General features: G+C 64.2%; 11 protein-coding genes. 5 read left to right on the top strand and 6 right to left on the bottom strand.

Going from position 1 to position 15948, the window contains the following annotated elements; all coding sequences use genetic code 11:
- Nucleotides 1–657: an amino acid ABC transporter permease gene (locus tag P3T43_RS13590; protein ID WP_429281566.1), complete on the top strand. Its 657-nt coding sequence runs from the start codon at nucleotides 1–3 to the stop codon at nucleotides 655–657.
- A gap of 4 nt (nucleotides 658–661) precedes the next feature.
- Here P3T43_RS13590 and P3T43_RS13585 read toward each other — a convergent pair whose 3' ends face one another.
- The 3 genes from P3T43_RS13585 to P3T43_RS13575 all read right to left on the bottom strand — a co-directional run bounded on the left by P3T43_RS13585 (nucleotide 662) and on the right by P3T43_RS13575 (nucleotide 4752).
- A complete protein-coding gene (locus tag P3T43_RS13585; protein WP_429281565.1) occupies nucleotides 662–1942 on the bottom strand; it encodes a c-type cytochrome in 1281 nt (426 codons plus the stop codon).
- 61 nt (nucleotides 1943–2003) lie between these two features.
- A complete protein-coding gene (locus P3T43_RS13580) occupies nucleotides 2004–4295 on the bottom strand; it encodes a molybdopterin cofactor-binding domain-containing protein (protein WP_429281564.1) in 2292 nt (763 codons plus the stop codon).
- Between the two features lies 1 nt (nucleotide 4296).
- Entirely contained in the window at nucleotides 4297–4752 is a 456-nt protein-coding gene (locus tag P3T43_RS13575) for a (2Fe-2S)-binding protein (RefSeq protein ID WP_429281563.1), read from the bottom strand.
- A 285-nt stretch (nucleotides 4753–5037) separates the two neighbouring features.
- On the opposite strand from P3T43_RS13575, the gene P3T43_RS13570 reads away from it, so the two are divergent.
- Nucleotides 5038–5436, top strand: coding sequence for a hypothetical protein (locus tag P3T43_RS13570; RefSeq protein WP_429281562.1), 399 nt, complete (start codon nucleotides 5038–5040; stop codon nucleotides 5434–5436).
- A 1-nt stretch (nucleotide 5437) separates the two neighbouring features.
- Here the strand turns inward: P3T43_RS13570 and prpR are convergent, their stop codons facing one another.
- Complete coding sequence (gene prpR / locus P3T43_RS13565; RefSeq protein ID WP_429281561.1) at nucleotides 5438–7402, bottom strand: propionate catabolism operon regulatory protein PrpR; 1965 nt, start codon at nucleotides 7400–7402, stop codon at nucleotides 5438–5440.
- A gap of 207 nt (nucleotides 7403–7609) precedes the next feature.
- On the opposite strand from prpR, the gene prpC reads away from it, so the two are divergent.
- The 3 genes from prpC to prpF all read left to right on the top strand — a co-directional run bounded on the left by prpC (nucleotide 7610) and on the right by prpF (nucleotide 12766).
- Nucleotides 7610–8776 (top strand): bifunctional 2-methylcitrate synthase/citrate synthase, encoded by a 1167-nt coding sequence (prpC, locus tag P3T43_RS13560; protein ID WP_429281560.1) that lies wholly within the window; start codon nucleotides 7610–7612, stop codon nucleotides 8774–8776.
- Between the two features lie 168 nt (nucleotides 8777–8944).
- Nucleotides 8945–11542 (top strand): Fe/S-dependent 2-methylisocitrate dehydratase AcnD, encoded by a 2598-nt coding sequence (gene acnD, locus P3T43_RS13555; RefSeq protein WP_429281559.1) that lies wholly within the window; start codon nucleotides 8945–8947, stop codon nucleotides 11540–11542.
- Between the two features lie 33 nt (nucleotides 11543–11575).
- A complete protein-coding gene (gene prpF / locus P3T43_RS13550) occupies nucleotides 11576–12766 on the top strand; it encodes a 2-methylaconitate cis-trans isomerase PrpF (RefSeq protein WP_429281558.1) in 1191 nt (396 codons plus the stop codon).
- Between the two features lie 142 nt (nucleotides 12767–12908).
- Here the strand turns inward: prpF and P3T43_RS13545 are convergent, their stop codons facing one another.
- Together P3T43_RS13545 and P3T43_RS13540 are read right to left on the bottom strand one after the other, a co-directional pair.
- Complete coding sequence (locus P3T43_RS13545; RefSeq protein ID WP_429281557.1) at nucleotides 12909–13952, bottom strand: peptidoglycan DD-metalloendopeptidase family protein; 1044 nt, start codon at nucleotides 13950–13952, stop codon at nucleotides 12909–12911.
- A gap of 464 nt (nucleotides 13953–14416) precedes the next feature.
- The gene (locus P3T43_RS13540) at nucleotides 14417–15646 is read right to left on the bottom strand and encodes a GNAT family N-acetyltransferase (RefSeq protein WP_429281556.1); all 1230 of its coding nucleotides are present in this window, start codon (nucleotides 15644–15646) and stop codon (nucleotides 14417–14419) included.
- Nucleotides 15647–15948: the final 302 nt, after the last annotated feature.

Genomic DNA, 15948 nt, shown 5'->3' with positions numbered 1-15948 from the left:
ATGGTCGAATTCACGCTGTGGGATATCGCCCGCAACCTGCTGCTCGCCGCACGCTGGACGCTGCTGCTGTCGGTGATCGCGTTCGTGTGCGGCGGCGTGGTTGGCTTCGTGCTGCTGGCGATGCGCGTCTCGCCGCTGCCGTGGATGCGGCGTGTCGTGTCGATCTACGTGGAACTGTTCCAGGGCACACCGTTGCTGATGCAACTGTTTGTGGCTTTCTTCGGTTTGCCGCTGCTGGGCGTGGACGTTTCGCCGTGGACAGCGGCCATCGTCACGCTGACGCTCTACACCAGCGCGTATCTGGTCGACATCTGGCGCGGCTGCGTCGAGGCGGTCCCGCGCGGCCAGTGGGCAGCCGGCGCGAGTCTCGGCATGACATTCGGCCAGCAATTGCGCTATATCGTGTGGCCGCAGGCCAGCAAAATCGCCGTGGCGCCGACCGTCGGCTTTCTGGTGCAGGTGGTGAAAAGCACCGCGTTGACATCGATCATCGGTTTTACCGAGTTGACCAAGACCGGAACGATGATCACCAACGCAGCGTTCCGGCCTTTTCCAATCTACGGGATGGTGGCCCTGATCTATTTCGCGATGTGTTTTCCTCTCACCTGGTATGCTCGCGCGCTGGAGAAACGCCAGAAAGTCGGCCAGCACCGCTGAGCGCCTAGCGCGCCGCCTGAGTCGATTTGCGCAGCTTCGCCACCTCGTCCGCCGTCACCGCCGGCGCGCCGTTATTCCAGCCGGCCCGCACGAACGTCAGTACATCCGCAATCTGCCTGTCGCTTAGCACCGGTGCGTATTTCGGCATCGGATACGGCGCCGGAATGCCCTGAATCACCAGATCCTCGGTGCCGTTCAACGTGACGTTGATCAGCGACGACGCATCGTGCTCCAGCACGTTCGGATTGCCCGCAAGCGGTGCCAGCAACGGCGCAAAACCGCGGCCGTCCATGCCGTGGCAATGCATGCAGTACGCGGTGTAGACGCGCGCGCCGGCATCGTTCGCCGGACGCGTCAGCGATACCTTGGTCGCCTGTGCGTCGTACGAATAGGGCGGCGCGCCCGTGCCGCCCGCAGCCGGCAGCGACTTCAGATAGCTCGACATGGCGGCGATATCCGTGTCGCTGGTGGCCTGCGTGCTGTTGTTGATCACGCTGGTCATCGAGCCAAAGGCCGACGCGTGTGAATTCGCGCCGGTCTTCAGAAACGCCGCGAGATCCGCTTCCGACCAGCGTCCCAGTCCCACGTTATGCTCGCCGGTCAGATTGGCGGCAAACCAGCCGTCGAGCGGCCCACCGGTCAGATACGCGCTGCCGCTTTCATCCAGCGCCTTCTCCTGAAACGCGATGCCGCGCGGCGTGTGGCACGAGCCGCAGTGCCCGAGCCCCTGAATCAGATAAGCGCCGCGGTTCCACGCCACGTCCTTGCCCGCTTTGTCCTGATAGACACCCTTCTCCAAAAACACCACGTTCCATAACGCCAACGGCCAGCGCATGCTGAGCGGCCAGGGAATGTCGGAGGCGCGATTGGCCTGCTGCACCGGCGCCACGCCCTTCATGAAGAACGCGTAGAGCGCCTTCGCGTCGTCGTCGTTGACCTTGGCGTAGGACGGATACGGCATCGCCGGATAGAGGTTGTGACCGTCCCTGGCCACGCCCTCGCGCAACGCCCGGGCAAAGTCCGCCTCTGTGTAACGGCCAATGCCCGTGTCGGGATCGGGCGTGATGTTGGTGGTGTAGATCTTGCCCATCGGCGTCGACATCGGCAATCCGCCCGCAAATGGCTTGCCTTTGGGCGCCGAGTGACACGCCACGCAGTCGCCCAGCTTCGCCAGATAGGCGCCGCGCTGGACCAACGCGTCGTCCGCGGCGTGTGCGGATGATTGCAACGCAAACGGCAGCGCCAAACCTAGCGCTGCGCCGAAAACCTTCAGTGTCTCAAGCATGGTCGGTCTCCTGGCGGGCCGAGCCGGCGCTTGCGCCTGACTCGCGTCCCGTGCACAGCGGTTAGGCGGTTTGCAACTGGCTGCCCACCGGCAACTGTCGCAGCCGTTTGCCGGTCGCGGCGTAGATCGCGTTGCTCAAAGCCGCCGCCAGAGCGGCTGTGCCCGGCTCGCCGATCCCGCCAGGCGCCTCGGTGCTCTTCACGATATGCACGTCGATGCTGGGCGTCTGGTCGATCCGCAGCATGCGATAGTCGGTGAAGTTGCTCTGCTCGACGCGGCCGTCCTTGATCGTGATCTCGCTGTACAGTGCCCCTGTGATGCCGAAGATGATGCCGCCCTGCACCTGCGCCTCGATGGTGTTCGGATTGACCGTCATGCCGCAATCGACTGCGCACACCACGCGGTTCACCGTGACCTCGCCCTGATCCACCGTGACATCCACCACCATCGAAAAGAAGCTGCCGAACGCATGCATCACCGAGACACCACGCCCCTGCCCCTTCGGCAGGCTGGTGCTGCCCCAGCCGGCTGCCTGAGCCGCGGTGTCGAGCACGTGCAGCGCACGCGGCGTCTTGCCGAGCAGATCACGCCGGTATTTCACCGGGTCCACTTTGGCCTGTGCGGCGAGTTCGTCAATGAAACTCTCCACCACGAAGGTGCCGCGCGTGGGACCGACGCCGCGCCAGAACGCGGTGGGCACCGCGTGCGGTTCCTGACGCACGTAGTCGATGAGCTGGTTGGGCAGGTCGTACGGCAAGTCGGACGCCACTTCCACCGCGTCCGGGTCGACGCCGTTCCTGAAGGCCGGCGGCGCGAAGCGTGCGAGGATCGACGAGCCGACGATCCGATGCTGCCACGCAATCGGCTTGCCGTTCGCGTCGAGCCCGGCGGAGATCTTGTCGTAGTAGTACGGCCGGTACATGTCGTGCTGGATATCTTCTTCGCGCGTCCAGAACACCTTGACCGGCGTGTTCACCTGCTTGCCGATCTTCAGCGCCTGGGTCGCCATGTCGAACTCCAGCTTGCGGCCAAAACCGCCGCCCAGCAGATGGTTGTGCACGGTGATCTTGTCGGCGGGCAAACCAGTGACTTTCACGGCCGTATCGACGATGCGCGTCGGCACCTGCGTGCCCAGCCAGATCTCGCAACCGTCGGGACGCACGTGCACCGTGCAGTTGACCGGCTCCATGGTGGCGTGCGCGAGAAACGGCTGCTGATACACGGCATCGACGCGTGTCTTGGCGTCGGAGAAGCCCTTGTCCACATCGCCATCCTTGCGCGCCACGGCGCCGGTGCCGTGGTCCGCTGCGGCGGCCAGATCGTCGACGATCTGCTGCATGGATATCTTCGCGCCCGCGCCTTCGTTCCAGGTAATGACGAGCGCCGCGAGGCCGCGTTTGGCCGCCCACGTGTGGTCGCCGATCACGGCAACCGCATTGTCGGCCTTGACGACCTGGCGCACGCCGGGAATCTTTTTCGCGTGGGTGTCGTCGACACTGCCCAGCGTGCCGCCGAATACCGGACAGGTCGAAATCGCCGCGTAGACCATGTCCGGCAGGCGCACATCCAGCCCGAACACGGCCGTGCCATCCACCTTCTCCGGCGAATCGAGCCGCTTGACGGCGGTGCCGATGATCTTGAAGTCCTTCGGATCCTTGAGCGGCACGTCCTGCGGCGCCGGCAACTTCGCGGCCGCATCGACCAGTTGCCCATAGCCGATACTGCGCTGGCTCGCGGTATGAACGACCTGTCCGGCCTGCGCGTGACAGCTTGCCGGATCGACCTGCCATTGCTGTGCCGCCGCGTTGATGAGCAGCACGCGGGCCGTCGCGCCCGCCTTGCGCATCGGGTCCCAGGCGTACCGGATCGAGGTCGAGCCGCCCGTCAACTGACCGCCGAGCAGCGGGTCCATGAACAGTTTTTCGTTCGGCGGCGCGTGGTCGATCGTGACGCTATCGAGCGACACTTCGAGTTCTTCCGCAATCAGCATCGGAATCGAGGTATAGACGCCCTGACCCATTTCGACCTTCGGGATCACCAGCGAGACCTTGCCCGTGTTGTCGATCTGGATGAACGCATTCGGCGCGAATACGCCAGCCGGGCCGGGCTCGCTGGCGTCCCCGCCGATCACCGATTTGCCCGACGGCTTCTGCTCCTGTTCCTGCCCCTGTCCCTGACTCAAGGCCGGCAAGCTGAAGCCGAGCAGCAGGCCGCCGCCCGCTGCGGCGCCGACCGTGGCGCTGAACTTCAGGAACGTGCGGCGTGAGAAGCGCGGATTAGGCGCGTCCCGGTTGACGTCCTGGACAGCCTCCGGCGTGGCGCCGGCTTGCGCATCGATCAATCCTTGCGACATGTCAGGCCTCCTTTGCCGCTTGCTTGATCGCCGCGCGAATGCGGTTATACGTGCCGCAGCGGCAAATGTTGCCGGCCATGGCGGCGTCGATATCCGCGTCGGAGGGATTGGGGTTCTGCGAAAGCAGCGAAGCCGCGGACATGACCTGTCCGGACTGACAGTAGCCGCACTGCACCACGTCGATCTGCCGCCATGCCTGCTGCACCTTCTTGCCGGACGGCGTCTCGCCCACCGCTTCGATGGTGGTGATCTTGCGGTCGCCGATGGCCGCCACCGGCAGGACGCACGAGCGCACCGCGGCCCCATCCAGATGCACGGTGCAGGCGCCGCACTGGGCAATGCCGCAGCCGAACTTCGTGCCGGTCAGGCCGACCAGGTCGCGCAAGACCCACAGCAAGGGCATGTCGGGCGGTGCGTCGACGGTGTGCGTCTGACCGTTGATGTTGAGCGTTGTCATGCGGACTCCGATTGCGGGTTATTGTTTGAACGATTTGTACAACGACGTCGGACCAAACCAGCGAACTTCACCGAATTTATTCGGCAGACCGATCTAATGCGCAGTGATGCTGTTGCCCTGTTCGAGTAACAGACGCGTGCCGGCGGTGCGATGAGCCGGCAGCAGAGCATGGGGCCAACAAATTGTAGCTTTGCTTTAAAAACTTCGTTGAAAACCTGGCCACGCTGGGTGCAGGAAGACAAGTTTGTTAGCATGCCCTTGTACCCACCCATCCGGAGTTGAACCATGACCGAAGAGCAAGCCATTCAATTCCTGTCTGAGGTTCGCCGGCCGCTGCTGTCTTTGCACAAGGCCATTCTCGATCACGAACGCGCTTCCTATGAAAAGGAGTTCGGCGCACTGACTCCGGCGGCCTTCCTGCAAGTGCTGATCAACGGCTCGGGGTTTCGCTGGCTTGGGCCGCTCTCGACGGTGATCGCCAACGTCGACGAAACGCTCGACGACAAGAAGGCCACAGCGGTGGACCGAATCGGCGCGGTGGAAGCGGTGACGGGCCTGTTTTCGTCCGATCTGCCCAACAATGCCTTTCTGCCGCGCTATCAGCCGTTGTTGCAGTCGAGCCCGGAGATCCTGCATGAGCATGGGCGGGTTGCGCAGGTGCTGCGCACGCTCGAGCGCAAGTAGTTCACCCCGCCGCGTTCAGCTTGCGCCACAGCGTGGTCTTGCTGATACCCAGCGCCTCGCACACCAGGTCGCGGTCGTTGTTGAACGCTTCCAGCGCTGCACGGATCTCGTCGGCTTCGACGCGACGGCTGCGCTGACGCAGCGTCAATGAGGCCGCGTCCGTTGTCGGGTCCGCTGCACCGTCCGTTGTAGCGTCGGGCCGTTCGAACAGTTCGGGCGCGATCGACTGCAACACCGTGTCGCTCAACACGGTGTGGTCCGAGTCCGCCAGTTCGACCGTGAGCCGCTCGATCACATTCTGCAGTTCACGCACATTGCCCGGCCAGGCGTGACGGCCTAGCGGCTCGCTGATGGGCGCAAGCACGCTCAACGCATCGCGCGTGGTGCGAATGCGTGCCGCCAGACGCGGCTCACGACGCGCCGACTGACACAGCAATTCAGCCGCGAGCGGCAGGATGTCCGACAGTCGTTCGCGCAACGGCGGCAGCCCGATGTTCAGGATATTCAACCGGTAGTAGAGATCGGTGCGGAATTCGCCGGCTTCCACCGCCGCGGTCAACGCGCGATGGGTCGCCGCCACGATCCGCACGTCGATCCGCGTCGGCTCCGTCGAGCCGAGCCGCACCACTTCACGTTCCTGCAGCACACGCAGCAAGCGGCTTTGCAACGGCAGCGGCATTTCGCCGATTTCATCGAGGAACAGCGTGCCGCGGTGGGCCGCTTCGATCAGCCCGGCCTTCCCGCCACGCCGCGCGCCGGTGAAGGCGCCTTCCTCGTAGCCGAACAGTTCGCTTTCCAGCAGCGCCTCCGGAAAGGCGCCGCAATTGAGCGCGACGAACGGAAAATCGCGCCGCGCGCTCAGATGATGCAGGCTCTGCGCGACCATTTCCTTACCGGTCCCGCTCTCGCCGCGAATCAGCACCGTGGCATCGGACTTCGCGTAGCGCTGCACGAGTTGCCGCACCCGTTCGATCGCCGGACAGGCGCCCACCAGATCGTCGAGCCGGTAGCGCGCCACGAACTGCTGGCCGCGCTGCCGCGAACGCAGCGTGCGATCGAGGCGTTCCACCGCGCGCGATTCCTGAAACGTCAGCACGGTGCCGGTCGTCACGCCGTTGTCGACCAGCGGCCCCCGATGCACCACGTAGCTGATGCCACGCACGGTTTCGAGCGACTCGCCCTCCGCATCCGGGACGGCGTCCACCAGATCGGGCGCGAGTTCCAGCAACGGGCGGCCCGCCGCCGCGGCCGGCTCGATGCCGAGCACCCGGGCAAGCCGCTGGTTGATGGCTTCGACGCGGCCCTGGGCGTCGAGTGCGACCACGCCGTCGCGTAAGTGCTGCAACACGTTGTCCAGACGGTGGCGCCGGACCGCTTCACCCCATGTGGCCTGGGCGACTTCGAGCGCGGTGTCGAACGCGGCGCGCACCGAGGCGCGTGAATAGAGAAACACGGATTCCATGCCGGCCCGCGCTGCCAGATCGGTCACGAGGCCGGGTCCCACGATCGTCTTCACGCCGCGCTCGCGCAGATCGAGCACGCACGCTTCAGCATCTTGCGCCGACTGATACGCCGCAAACACCACGTCGATGCCGTAGGCCGCCACGAAGCGGCGCACTTCGGCCGGCGTCTCGCCGTACGTCACGAGTCCCACCGACGAGTCGCCGCGCCGCGCCCGCGCCAGCGCATGCATGACGTCGAAACCGGTTGGCGTGATCAGCACCACCGGCACGTCGACCCGCGCTTTCAGATAGGTCCCGTTGGAGCCGGCCGCGACCACGATGTCCGGGCGATGCTTGCCCGCGGCGGCGATTTCGTTGACCGCGTCCTCGTAGCCGCGCGAGACCAGCCGCAAATCGGCGCGGGCGTCGTATTCGTCCGCGATGTCGCGGAACAGGTCACGCAGTTTGCTGATGCCGATGGCCCAGACGCGAGGCCGTGAGCCGGGTTCGGAAGGTCGATTCATGGCGAGGCGAGCGGCACTAGCGCGTAAAACTGAATACACGCCATTATGAACTCACAATTTCACTAATGAAATCCATGATTCCACTTATGAAATATTCCGGCAACGCACCCATCTCGCAAAGCCCCGGGTAATCAATGACTTAAGCGCTCGACGCCGCGCTGGCCCACTCCTTGCACTTAAGGCTCCCAAACTCACTGGGAGACACACTTGAGCGAAGCAGACAACAGCACACCGGCAGCCGGCGCATTCAAGCCGAAGAAATCCGTGGCCCTGTCGGGCGTGACAGCGGGCAACACTGCCCTGTGCACGGTCGGCAAGACCGGCAACGACCTGCATTACCGCGGCTACGACATTCTCGACATCGCCAGCACCTGCGAATTCGAGGAAATCGCCTACCTGCTGGTGCATGAAAAACTGCCCACCCAGGCTGAACTGAGCGCCTACAAAGCGAAGCTGAAGGCGCTGCGCGGCCTGCCCGCCAACGTCAAGGCCGCGCTGGAGTGGATTCCGGCGGCTGCCCACCCGATGGACGTGATGCGCACCGGCGTCTCGGTGCTCGGCACCGTGCTGCCCGAGAAGGACGATCACAACCTGCCCGGTGCGCGCGATATCGCCGACAGGCTGATGGCCTCGCTCGGCTCGATACTGCTCTACTGGTATCACTACTCGCATAACGGCAAGCGCATCGAGGTGGAAACCGACGACGATTCGATCGGCGGTCACTTCCTCCATCTGCTGCACGGCGTGGCGCCGTCGAAGTCGTGGGTCGAGGCGATGCATACGTCGCTGAACCTGTACGCGGAACACGAATTCAACGCGTCGACCTTTACCGGCCGCGTGATCGCAGGCACGGGCTCGGACATGTACTCGGCGCTGACCGGCGCGATCGGCGCGCTGCGCGGCCCGAAGCATGGCGGCGCCAACGAAGTCGCGTTTGAAATCCAGTCGCGCTACCAGACACCCGACGAGGCAGAAGCCGACATCCGCCGCCGCGTCGAAGCGAAGGAAGTGGTGATCGGCTTCGGCCATCCGGTGTACACGATCTCCGATCCGCGCAACAAGGTCATCAAGGAAGTGGCGAAGAAGCTCTCGAAGGAAGCCGGCAGCACGAAGCTGTTCGACATCGCCGAGCGCCTCGAAACGGTGATGTGGGACGCCAAGAAGATGTTCCCGAACCTGGACTGGTTCAGCGCCGTCTCGTACCACATGATGGGCGTGCCCACCGCGATGTTCACGCCGGTTTTCGTGATCGCCCGCACGGCCGGCTGGGCCGCGCACATCATCGAGCAGCGCGTCGACAACAAGATCATCCGGCCGAGCGCGAACTACACCGGTCCGGACGACCTCAAGTTCGTGCCGCTCGCGAAACGCTGATCGAAGCGTCGATCTGAAGCGTTGACCCAAAACGCTGATCGCGAAAGGGGGATAATCGCCGAAATTGTCGCTGAGCTCCGGCGACGTCCAGCGGGACTCCCCCTGTCGACCAGCGTTGTCTGCTCTGGTCCCAGGCGGAGCCGGGCACATCATTCTTATTCCCCACGTATGAACACTGCAAACCGCAAACCCCTGCCCGGCACCCAGCTGGATTTCTTCGACACGCGCGCCGCGGTCGAGGCGATCCAGCCGGGCGCCTACGACACGCTGCCGTACACCTCGCGCGTGCTGGCCGAAAACCTCGTGCGCCGTTGCGACCCGGCGTCGCTGAACGCCTCGCTCAAGCAGATCATCGAACGCAAGCGTGAGCTCGACTTCCCCTGGTTCCCGGCGCGCGTGGTGTGCCACGACATCCTGGGCCAGACCGCGCTGGTCGACCTCGCCGGTCTGCGTGATGCGATCGCCGCGCAAGGCGGCGATCCGGCCATGGTCAATCCGGTCGTGCCGACCCAACTGGTGGTGGACCACTCGCTCGCCGTGGAGTGCGGCGGCTTCGATCCGGACGCGTTCGACAAGAACCGCGCGATTGAAGACCGGCGCAACGAAGACCGCTTCGACTTCATCAACTGGACCAAGAAGGCGTTCAGGAATGTCGACGTGATTCCGCCCGGCAACGGCATCCTGCACCAGATCAATCTGGAGCGGATGAGCCCGGTCGTGCAGGTGAAAGACGGCGTGGCGTTTCCCGATACGCTGGTGGGCACCGATTCGCATACACCGATGGTGGATGCGCTCGGCGTCATCGCCATCGGCGTGGGCGGTCTCGAAGCTGAAAGCGTGATGCTCGGGCGCGCGTCGTATATGCGTCTGCCGGATATCGTCGGGGTCGAACTCAGCGGTAAGCCTGGCGAAGGCATTACGGCCACCGACGTGGTGCTCTCCTTGACCGAATTCCTGCGCAAGGAAAAGGTCGTCGGCGCGTATCTGGAGTTCTATGGCGAAGGCACGGCGAAGCTCACGTTGGGCGACCGCGCCACCATCGCCAACATGGCGCCGGAATTCGGCGCCACCGCCGCGATGTTCTCGATCGACGAACAGACCATCAAGTATCTCAAGCTGACCGGACGCGACGACCAGCTCGTCAAGCTGGTGGAAACCTATGCGAAGGAAACCGGGCTGTGGAGCGACAGCCTGAAGAACGTGCAATACGAGCGCGTGCTGAAGTTCGATTTGTCGACGGTGGTTCGCACGCTGGCCGGCCCGTCGAATCCGCACCGCCGTTTGCCGGTGTCGGAGCTCGCCGCGCGCGGCATCAGCGGCAAGGTCGAGAACGAACCGGGCCTGATGCCGGATGGCGCCGTCATCATCGCGGCGATCACGAGCTGCACCAACACCAATAACCCGCGCAACATGATTGCCGCGGGGCTCTTGGCCCGCAATGCGAACCAGCGCAGCCTGACCCGCAAGCCGTGGGTGAAAAGCTCGCTCGCGCCAGGATCGAAGGCCGTGACCCTGTATCTGGAAGAAGCGAAGCTGCTGCCGGAACTCGAACAACTCGGCTTTGGCGTGGTGGCATACGCCTGCACGTCGTGCAACGGCATGTCGGGCGCATTGGATCCGGTGTTGCAAAAGGAGATCGTCGAGCGCGATCTGTATGCCACGGCGGTGCTGTCCGGCAACCGCAACTTCGACGGCCGGATCCATCCGTATGCCAAGCAGGCCTTTCTGGCCTCGCCGCCGCTGGTGGTGGCGTATGCGATTGCGGGCACGATCCGCTTCGACATCGAGAAGGACGTGCTCGGTGTCGACGCAAACGGGAAACCGGTGATGCTCAAGGACATCTGGCCGTCCGACGAAGAGATCGACACGATCTTTGCCGCGAGCGTCAAGCCCGAGCAATTCCGCAAGGTGTACGAACCGATGTTCGCGCTCACCGCCGACACCGGCGAACGCGCCAACCCGCTGTACGACTGGCGCCCGATGAGCACCTATATCCGCCGGCCGCCCTACTGGGAAGGCGCACTGGCCGGCGAACGCACGCTCGCAGGCATGCGGGCGCTCGCGGTGCTGGGCGACAACATCACCACCGACCACCTGTCGCCGTCCAACGCGATCCTGCCCGACAGCGCCTCGGGCGAGTATCTGGCAAAAATGGGCCTGCCGGAGGAAGACTTCAACTCGTACGCGACCCACCGCGGCGATCACCTGACCGCGCAACGCGCGACCTTCGCCAACCCCACCTTGAAGAACGAGATGGTGCTGGAAGACGGCAAGGTGAAGGCCGGTTCGCTGGCGCGCATCGAGCCTGAGGGCAAGGTCACGCGCATGTGGGAGGCGATCGAAACCTACATGGAGCGCAAGCAGCCGCTGATCGTGATCGCCGGGGCCGATTACGGCCAGGGCTCGTCGCGCGACTGGGCCGCCAAGGGTGTGCGTCTGGCGGGTGCCGAGGCGATCGTGGCGGAAGGCTTCGAGCGCATCCACCGCACCAATCTGGTGGGCATGGGCGTGCTGCCGCTCGAGTTCAAAGCGGGCGTGAACCGCTTGACGCTCGGCATCGACGGCACCGAAACCTTCGATGTGACTGGCGAGCGCAAGCCGCGCGCCGACCTCACGCTGGTGATCCATCGCAGGAACGGCGAACGCGTGGAGGTGCCGGTGACCTGCCGTCTCGATACGGCGGAAGAAGTGTCGATCTACGAAGCCGGTGGCGTGCTGCAGCGTTTTGCTCAGGACTTCCTGGAATCGTCGAAGGCAGCGGCCTAACAGGACAACGAGGACGACGAGGACAACGACACCATGGCCCACATACCCCAGATCAAGATTCCCGCTACCTACATGCGCGGCGGCACCAGCAAGGGTGTGTTCTTCCGCCTGCAGGATTTACCCGCGGCCGCTCAGGTGCCCGGCGCGGCGCGCGATGCGCTGCTGTTGCGGGTGATCGGCAGTCCGGACCCTTACGGCAAACAGATCGACGGCATGGGTGGCGCGACGTCGAGCACCAGCAAGACGGTGATCGTCGCGAGGAGCAGCCGGCCGGAGCATGACGTCGACTATCTGTTTGGCCAGGTCTCGATCGACAAGGCGTTTGTAGACTGGAGCGGCAACTGCGGCAACCTCTCGGCCGCCGTCGGGCCGTTTGCCATCAGCGCCGGGCTGATCGACCCGAGCCGCATTCCGCACAACGGCGTGGTCGCCGTGCGCATCTGGCAAGCGAATATCGGCAAGACCATCATCGGCCACGTGCCGATCACTGATGGCGTCGTGCAGGAGACCGGCGACTTCGAGCTCGACGGGGTGACGTTTCCCGCCGCGGAAGTGCAACTCGATTTCATGGACCCGGCCGCCGAGGAAGACGGCGCGGGCGGCGCGATGTTCCCCACCGGCAACCTGGTCGACGATCTGGAAGTGCCGGGCATCGGCGTGCTGAAGGCCACCATGATCAACGCGGGCATTCCGACGATTTTTGTCGACGCCGAGGCGATCGGTTATCAAGGCACCGAACTGCAGGACGCGATCAACAGCGACGCCCGCGCGTTGGAGAAGTTCGAGACGATCCGTGCCCACGGCGCCCTGCGTATGGGACTGATCAGGAGCCTCGACGAGATCGCCGCGCGCCAGCACACACCGAAAATCGCCTTCGTCGCCAGGCCCACTGCCTATGTGGCGTCGAGCGGCAAGCAGGTTGCGGCAGGTGACGTGGACCTGCTAGTGCGCGCCATGTCGATGGGCAAGCTTCATCACGCCATGATGGGCACGGCGGCGGTCGCCATCGGCACGGCGGCGGCGATTCCGGGCACGCTGGTGAATCTCGCCGCAGGCGGCGGCGAACGCCAGGCCGTGCGCTTCGGCCATCCGTCCGGCACACTGCGCGTCGGCGCACAGGCGAGCCGGGTGGACGGCGAATGGGTCGTCAAGAAGGCCATCATGAGCCGCAGCGCCCGCGTGCTGATGGAAGGCTGGGTGCGCGTCCCCGGCGATACGTTCTAAGCCGCACGCGTATGGCGAAGCACACGCCCCGGCCATTCAAACGCCGGGGCGTGTGCTTCATGCGCATCGGAAGTCGAGCGGAACTGCCGGCTTTCCGTTCCGTAGAAAGACCGGCTTTTCCCGCGCTCCGGTGAGCGCAAACTCAGCTTTGCTTGCCGGGCAGATAAGGCATCGGATCGACCGGCTTGCCGTCGTGGCGTAGCTCGAACAGCACCGAGACGCGCGAGTTGTCCTCGTCGCCCATTTCCGCGATTTGCTGCCCCTGGCGCACGATGTCGCCAGTTTTCACCAGCAGCTTGCGGTTGTGCGAATACGCGGTCAGAAAGTCCTTGTTGTGCTGGACGATGATCAGGCTGCCGTATTCGTTGAGCCCGGTACCCGCGTACATGACCTTGCCATCCGCGGCGGCGCGTATCGGATCGCCGGGTTTGCCGCCAATTTCGATGCCGCGCGTTTCGCCTGCATGGAATCCCTGCACCACCGTGCCCTTGGCCGGCCACGCCAAGCTCACCTGTTTGGCGTGCCGCGCCATTTCGGCATCGACTTCGCGCGTCGTTGCCGCGCTCGGTGCAGGCGCCGCGTCAGGACCTGTGGATGAAGACGGGTTGACCGTCGTGGCCGAGACCCCTGCGGCATTGCCAGCGGTGGGCGATGCCGCCGCGTTCGCAACCGGCGTTGCCGCGACTGCCGCCGCTGCCGCCTTCGCCGCGGCTGCCGCCTGGGCCGCTGCCGCTTGCGCAGCGGTCGCTGCAGCGGCCGCCGCGTTGGCTTCCTTCACCGTCTCAGGCGAAGCCACGTGCAGAACCTGGCCGCGCTTGAGGCGCGTGGATGGCTTGAGCGAGTTCCAGGCCAGCAGATTGCTGACACTGCAGTGATGGTGCTCGGCGATACGGCCCAGCGTGTCGCCGCGCCGCACCCGATACACGAGCGGCGGACTCTTCTTTGACTTCGCCACCGCAGCCGCCGACGTCGCGGCTGTCGCAGCGGCCTGCTGTGACGCCGCGGACAGCGCCGTATCGGCAGTTGCGCTTGTCGTATTGGCAGCGGATGCCGCCGGAACTCCAGAAGCGGCCACATCCGCCTGCGTGCCTGGCTGTGTCACGTTCACACAGCCGCTCATTGCCACTGCGACCCAGACGCCAGCGACGCTGGCCATCAGGGTTTTGTCGAAACGACTTCTCAACAAATTCGACTCCTGCCTCGATGATAGGCAGGCCCGAGCGTTTCCGCGACACGTGCGATGCGCGCGTTCATCTTCATCGGAAGCGCTGCGATCTCACGGCGCCGAAAGCCGCCTCGCGCGACCCTCACTCGTGCCCCGCCTTCCATCTGGCATGTGTGCGTCAAATACCCGCGAACATGGGGCGTTCTGTCGCAAACGGGGCCAGATAGATGATTAAACTTCAAGCGGAATTGTAAAATGCATCAGACAAAAAACGAGCCGTCTGAATATACAGATACAAATCCTTACGAACGGTATCGTGGGCCACGGAATCGCAGCATCGCGTCCACGATAACGTTTGCTTTAACGGCCGACGCCGTAAAAACTTGAATTGATGCCGTCTGTATCACGACACGAGAGGGAGATCGCGCTGGCCCGGCGAGTGCGCTTTTCGCCTGCGCCAGCGCTGGATGTCAATCAGGCCGAGGTCAATCTGGCCGAGGGTTGCACGGAGTGCAGGGGGAGGCACTCTTGTCCTGCGCGAAATTGCCGCCCGCTGGATTGCCGTCCCGGTGGGCGGCGCCGTCGCTCACTTCTGCTTCAACGCTTCCTGCGAACGCGCGCAAACGCTTCGCCGCAGCGCGCGGCCAACGGCGCGCGGAAAGCGCCACCCTGCCCCACCACGAATTGACGCTTTGCGCCGAGCAGCAAAAGCTCCGGTTGCCGCGCGACCAGTAAGTCTTGAATTGCTCGGAGCCCGCGCCGAAGTCGACGTCCATTTTGCGATCGAACGCCCATTTAACGAAGGTTTCGACCGCGAGCGCGCCCGGCGACCACTTCGCAAAGGCGGAATCGAAGCTCGCAATGATGCCCGTCGCCGCACACGCATCCGTGCAGAACACCGCGACGGCAATGGGTGCGTCGTCGACGGTGACGACGATCGCGTAGCCCGTGACCTCGGCGTCCTTCGTGCACAGCCAGGCCACCAGAAAATTGCGGTATTGCTCCGAGTAAAGCCAGTGCCCCTGTTTGCCGACGCGCTCGCCCCAGACGCGCTTCCACGAGAGCAACGCATCGACCGACGCGGCGACCCGTACCGGGTCGGTCCAGTCGATCACATCGACACGCACCTTGCCCGCCGCCGCAAGACGCCGTTCGACCTCGCCGGGTTTCTTTCTGTGCAAGGTGCCTAGCGACTTGCAGAAGCTCAGCCAGTCGTAGCGCTCGCCTTCTTCTTTAAACTTCCCGAAGTAGCACGGCGTATGTTCGCGTATCACGGAATGACGCTCGCTCAGCGCGAGCCGGTAGAGATCGGTCGAGTCGGGAAGATAGGGCATGTGAATGAAGTCCGCGCCACAACGCTTGCGCGCGACGGCCCAGGCGCCTTCGACACGTTCCGACGTGCGCGCATCGTCTTCAACCAGAACGCGCGTGAAATCCGCCGATTCGGAGCACAGCGGAATCAGGTACGTCCAGAGCGCGCGTCGATAGGTGACGAGCGGAAAAATCAGGACGACTTTCCGCGCTTCGCGCCGCACGATGATGTGCAGCTTTCTGCCCATGGGTTTGCCGACCTGCTCCCACGCGGTCCAGCAATTGCCGAATGCCTGGAAATACCAGCCACGCGCACGCCTCCAGAGTTCATCCCATTCGGGCTGAAGCGCGCGAAAGTCCGCTTCGTCAGTGATGACCTCGTACGCCGCACTTGCGTCGTTCATCTTGCCTCCCGGGATTTGACGCGTGGCTCGCAGCAGTTGCTAGCTCGCCATTCAGGGCCGCTTCGCACGACAGCAACGGGTCGTGCTTCAATCGAACCCTTCGTAAACGGTGGCCAGCATTGTTTATTCCCGGAACATTGACGCATTCGCGTGACTCCCTTGGCGCGGTTGGCTGATTGGCTATGCTGCCCGCCATCCGGATCATGCCGGGAGGACAGGCGCGAGCTTCCTGTGCGCCGAGAATACCTGCGCCACAACCACCGTGTGTACGGAGCCGCACAATACTTTTCAACATGTAATGT

The sequence above is a fragment of the Paraburkholderia sp. GAS41 genome, assembly GCF_050436545.1.
Classification (GTDB): Bacteria; Pseudomonadota; Gammaproteobacteria; order Burkholderiales; family Burkholderiaceae; genus Paraburkholderia.
This window is presented reverse-complemented; position numbering and strand designations above follow the sequence as displayed.

Coding starts and splice junctions, on each gene's coding strand:
- prpR (WP_429281561.1), bottom strand. CDS start 7,402: ATGAATCGACCTTCCGAACCCGGCTCACGGCCTCGCGTCTGGGCCATC.
- prpF (WP_429281558.1), top strand. CDS start 11,576: ATGGCCCACATACCCCAGATCAAGATTCCCGCTACCTACATGCGCGGC.
- P3T43_RS13540 (WP_429281556.1), bottom strand. CDS start 15,646: ATGAACGACGCAAGTGCGGCGTACGAGGTCATCACTGACGAAGCGGAC.
- acnD (WP_429281559.1), top strand. CDS start 8,945: ATGAACACTGCAAACCGCAAACCCCTGCCCGGCACCCAGCTGGATTTC.
- P3T43_RS13570 (WP_429281562.1), top strand. CDS start 5,038: ATGACCGAAGAGCAAGCCATTCAATTCCTGTCTGAGGTTCGCCGGCCG.
- P3T43_RS13590 (WP_429281566.1), top strand. CDS start 1: ATGGTCGAATTCACGCTGTGGGATATCGCCCGCAACCTGCTGCTCGCC.
- P3T43_RS13575 (WP_429281563.1), bottom strand. CDS start 4,752: ATGACAACGCTCAACATCAACGGTCAGACGCACACCGTCGACGCACCG.
- P3T43_RS13585 (WP_429281565.1), bottom strand. CDS start 1,942: ATGCTTGAGACACTGAAGGTTTTCGGCGCAGCGCTAGGTTTGGCGCTG.
- P3T43_RS13580 (WP_429281564.1), bottom strand. CDS start 4,295: ATGTCGCAAGGATTGATCGATGCGCAAGCCGGCGCCACGCCGGAGGCT.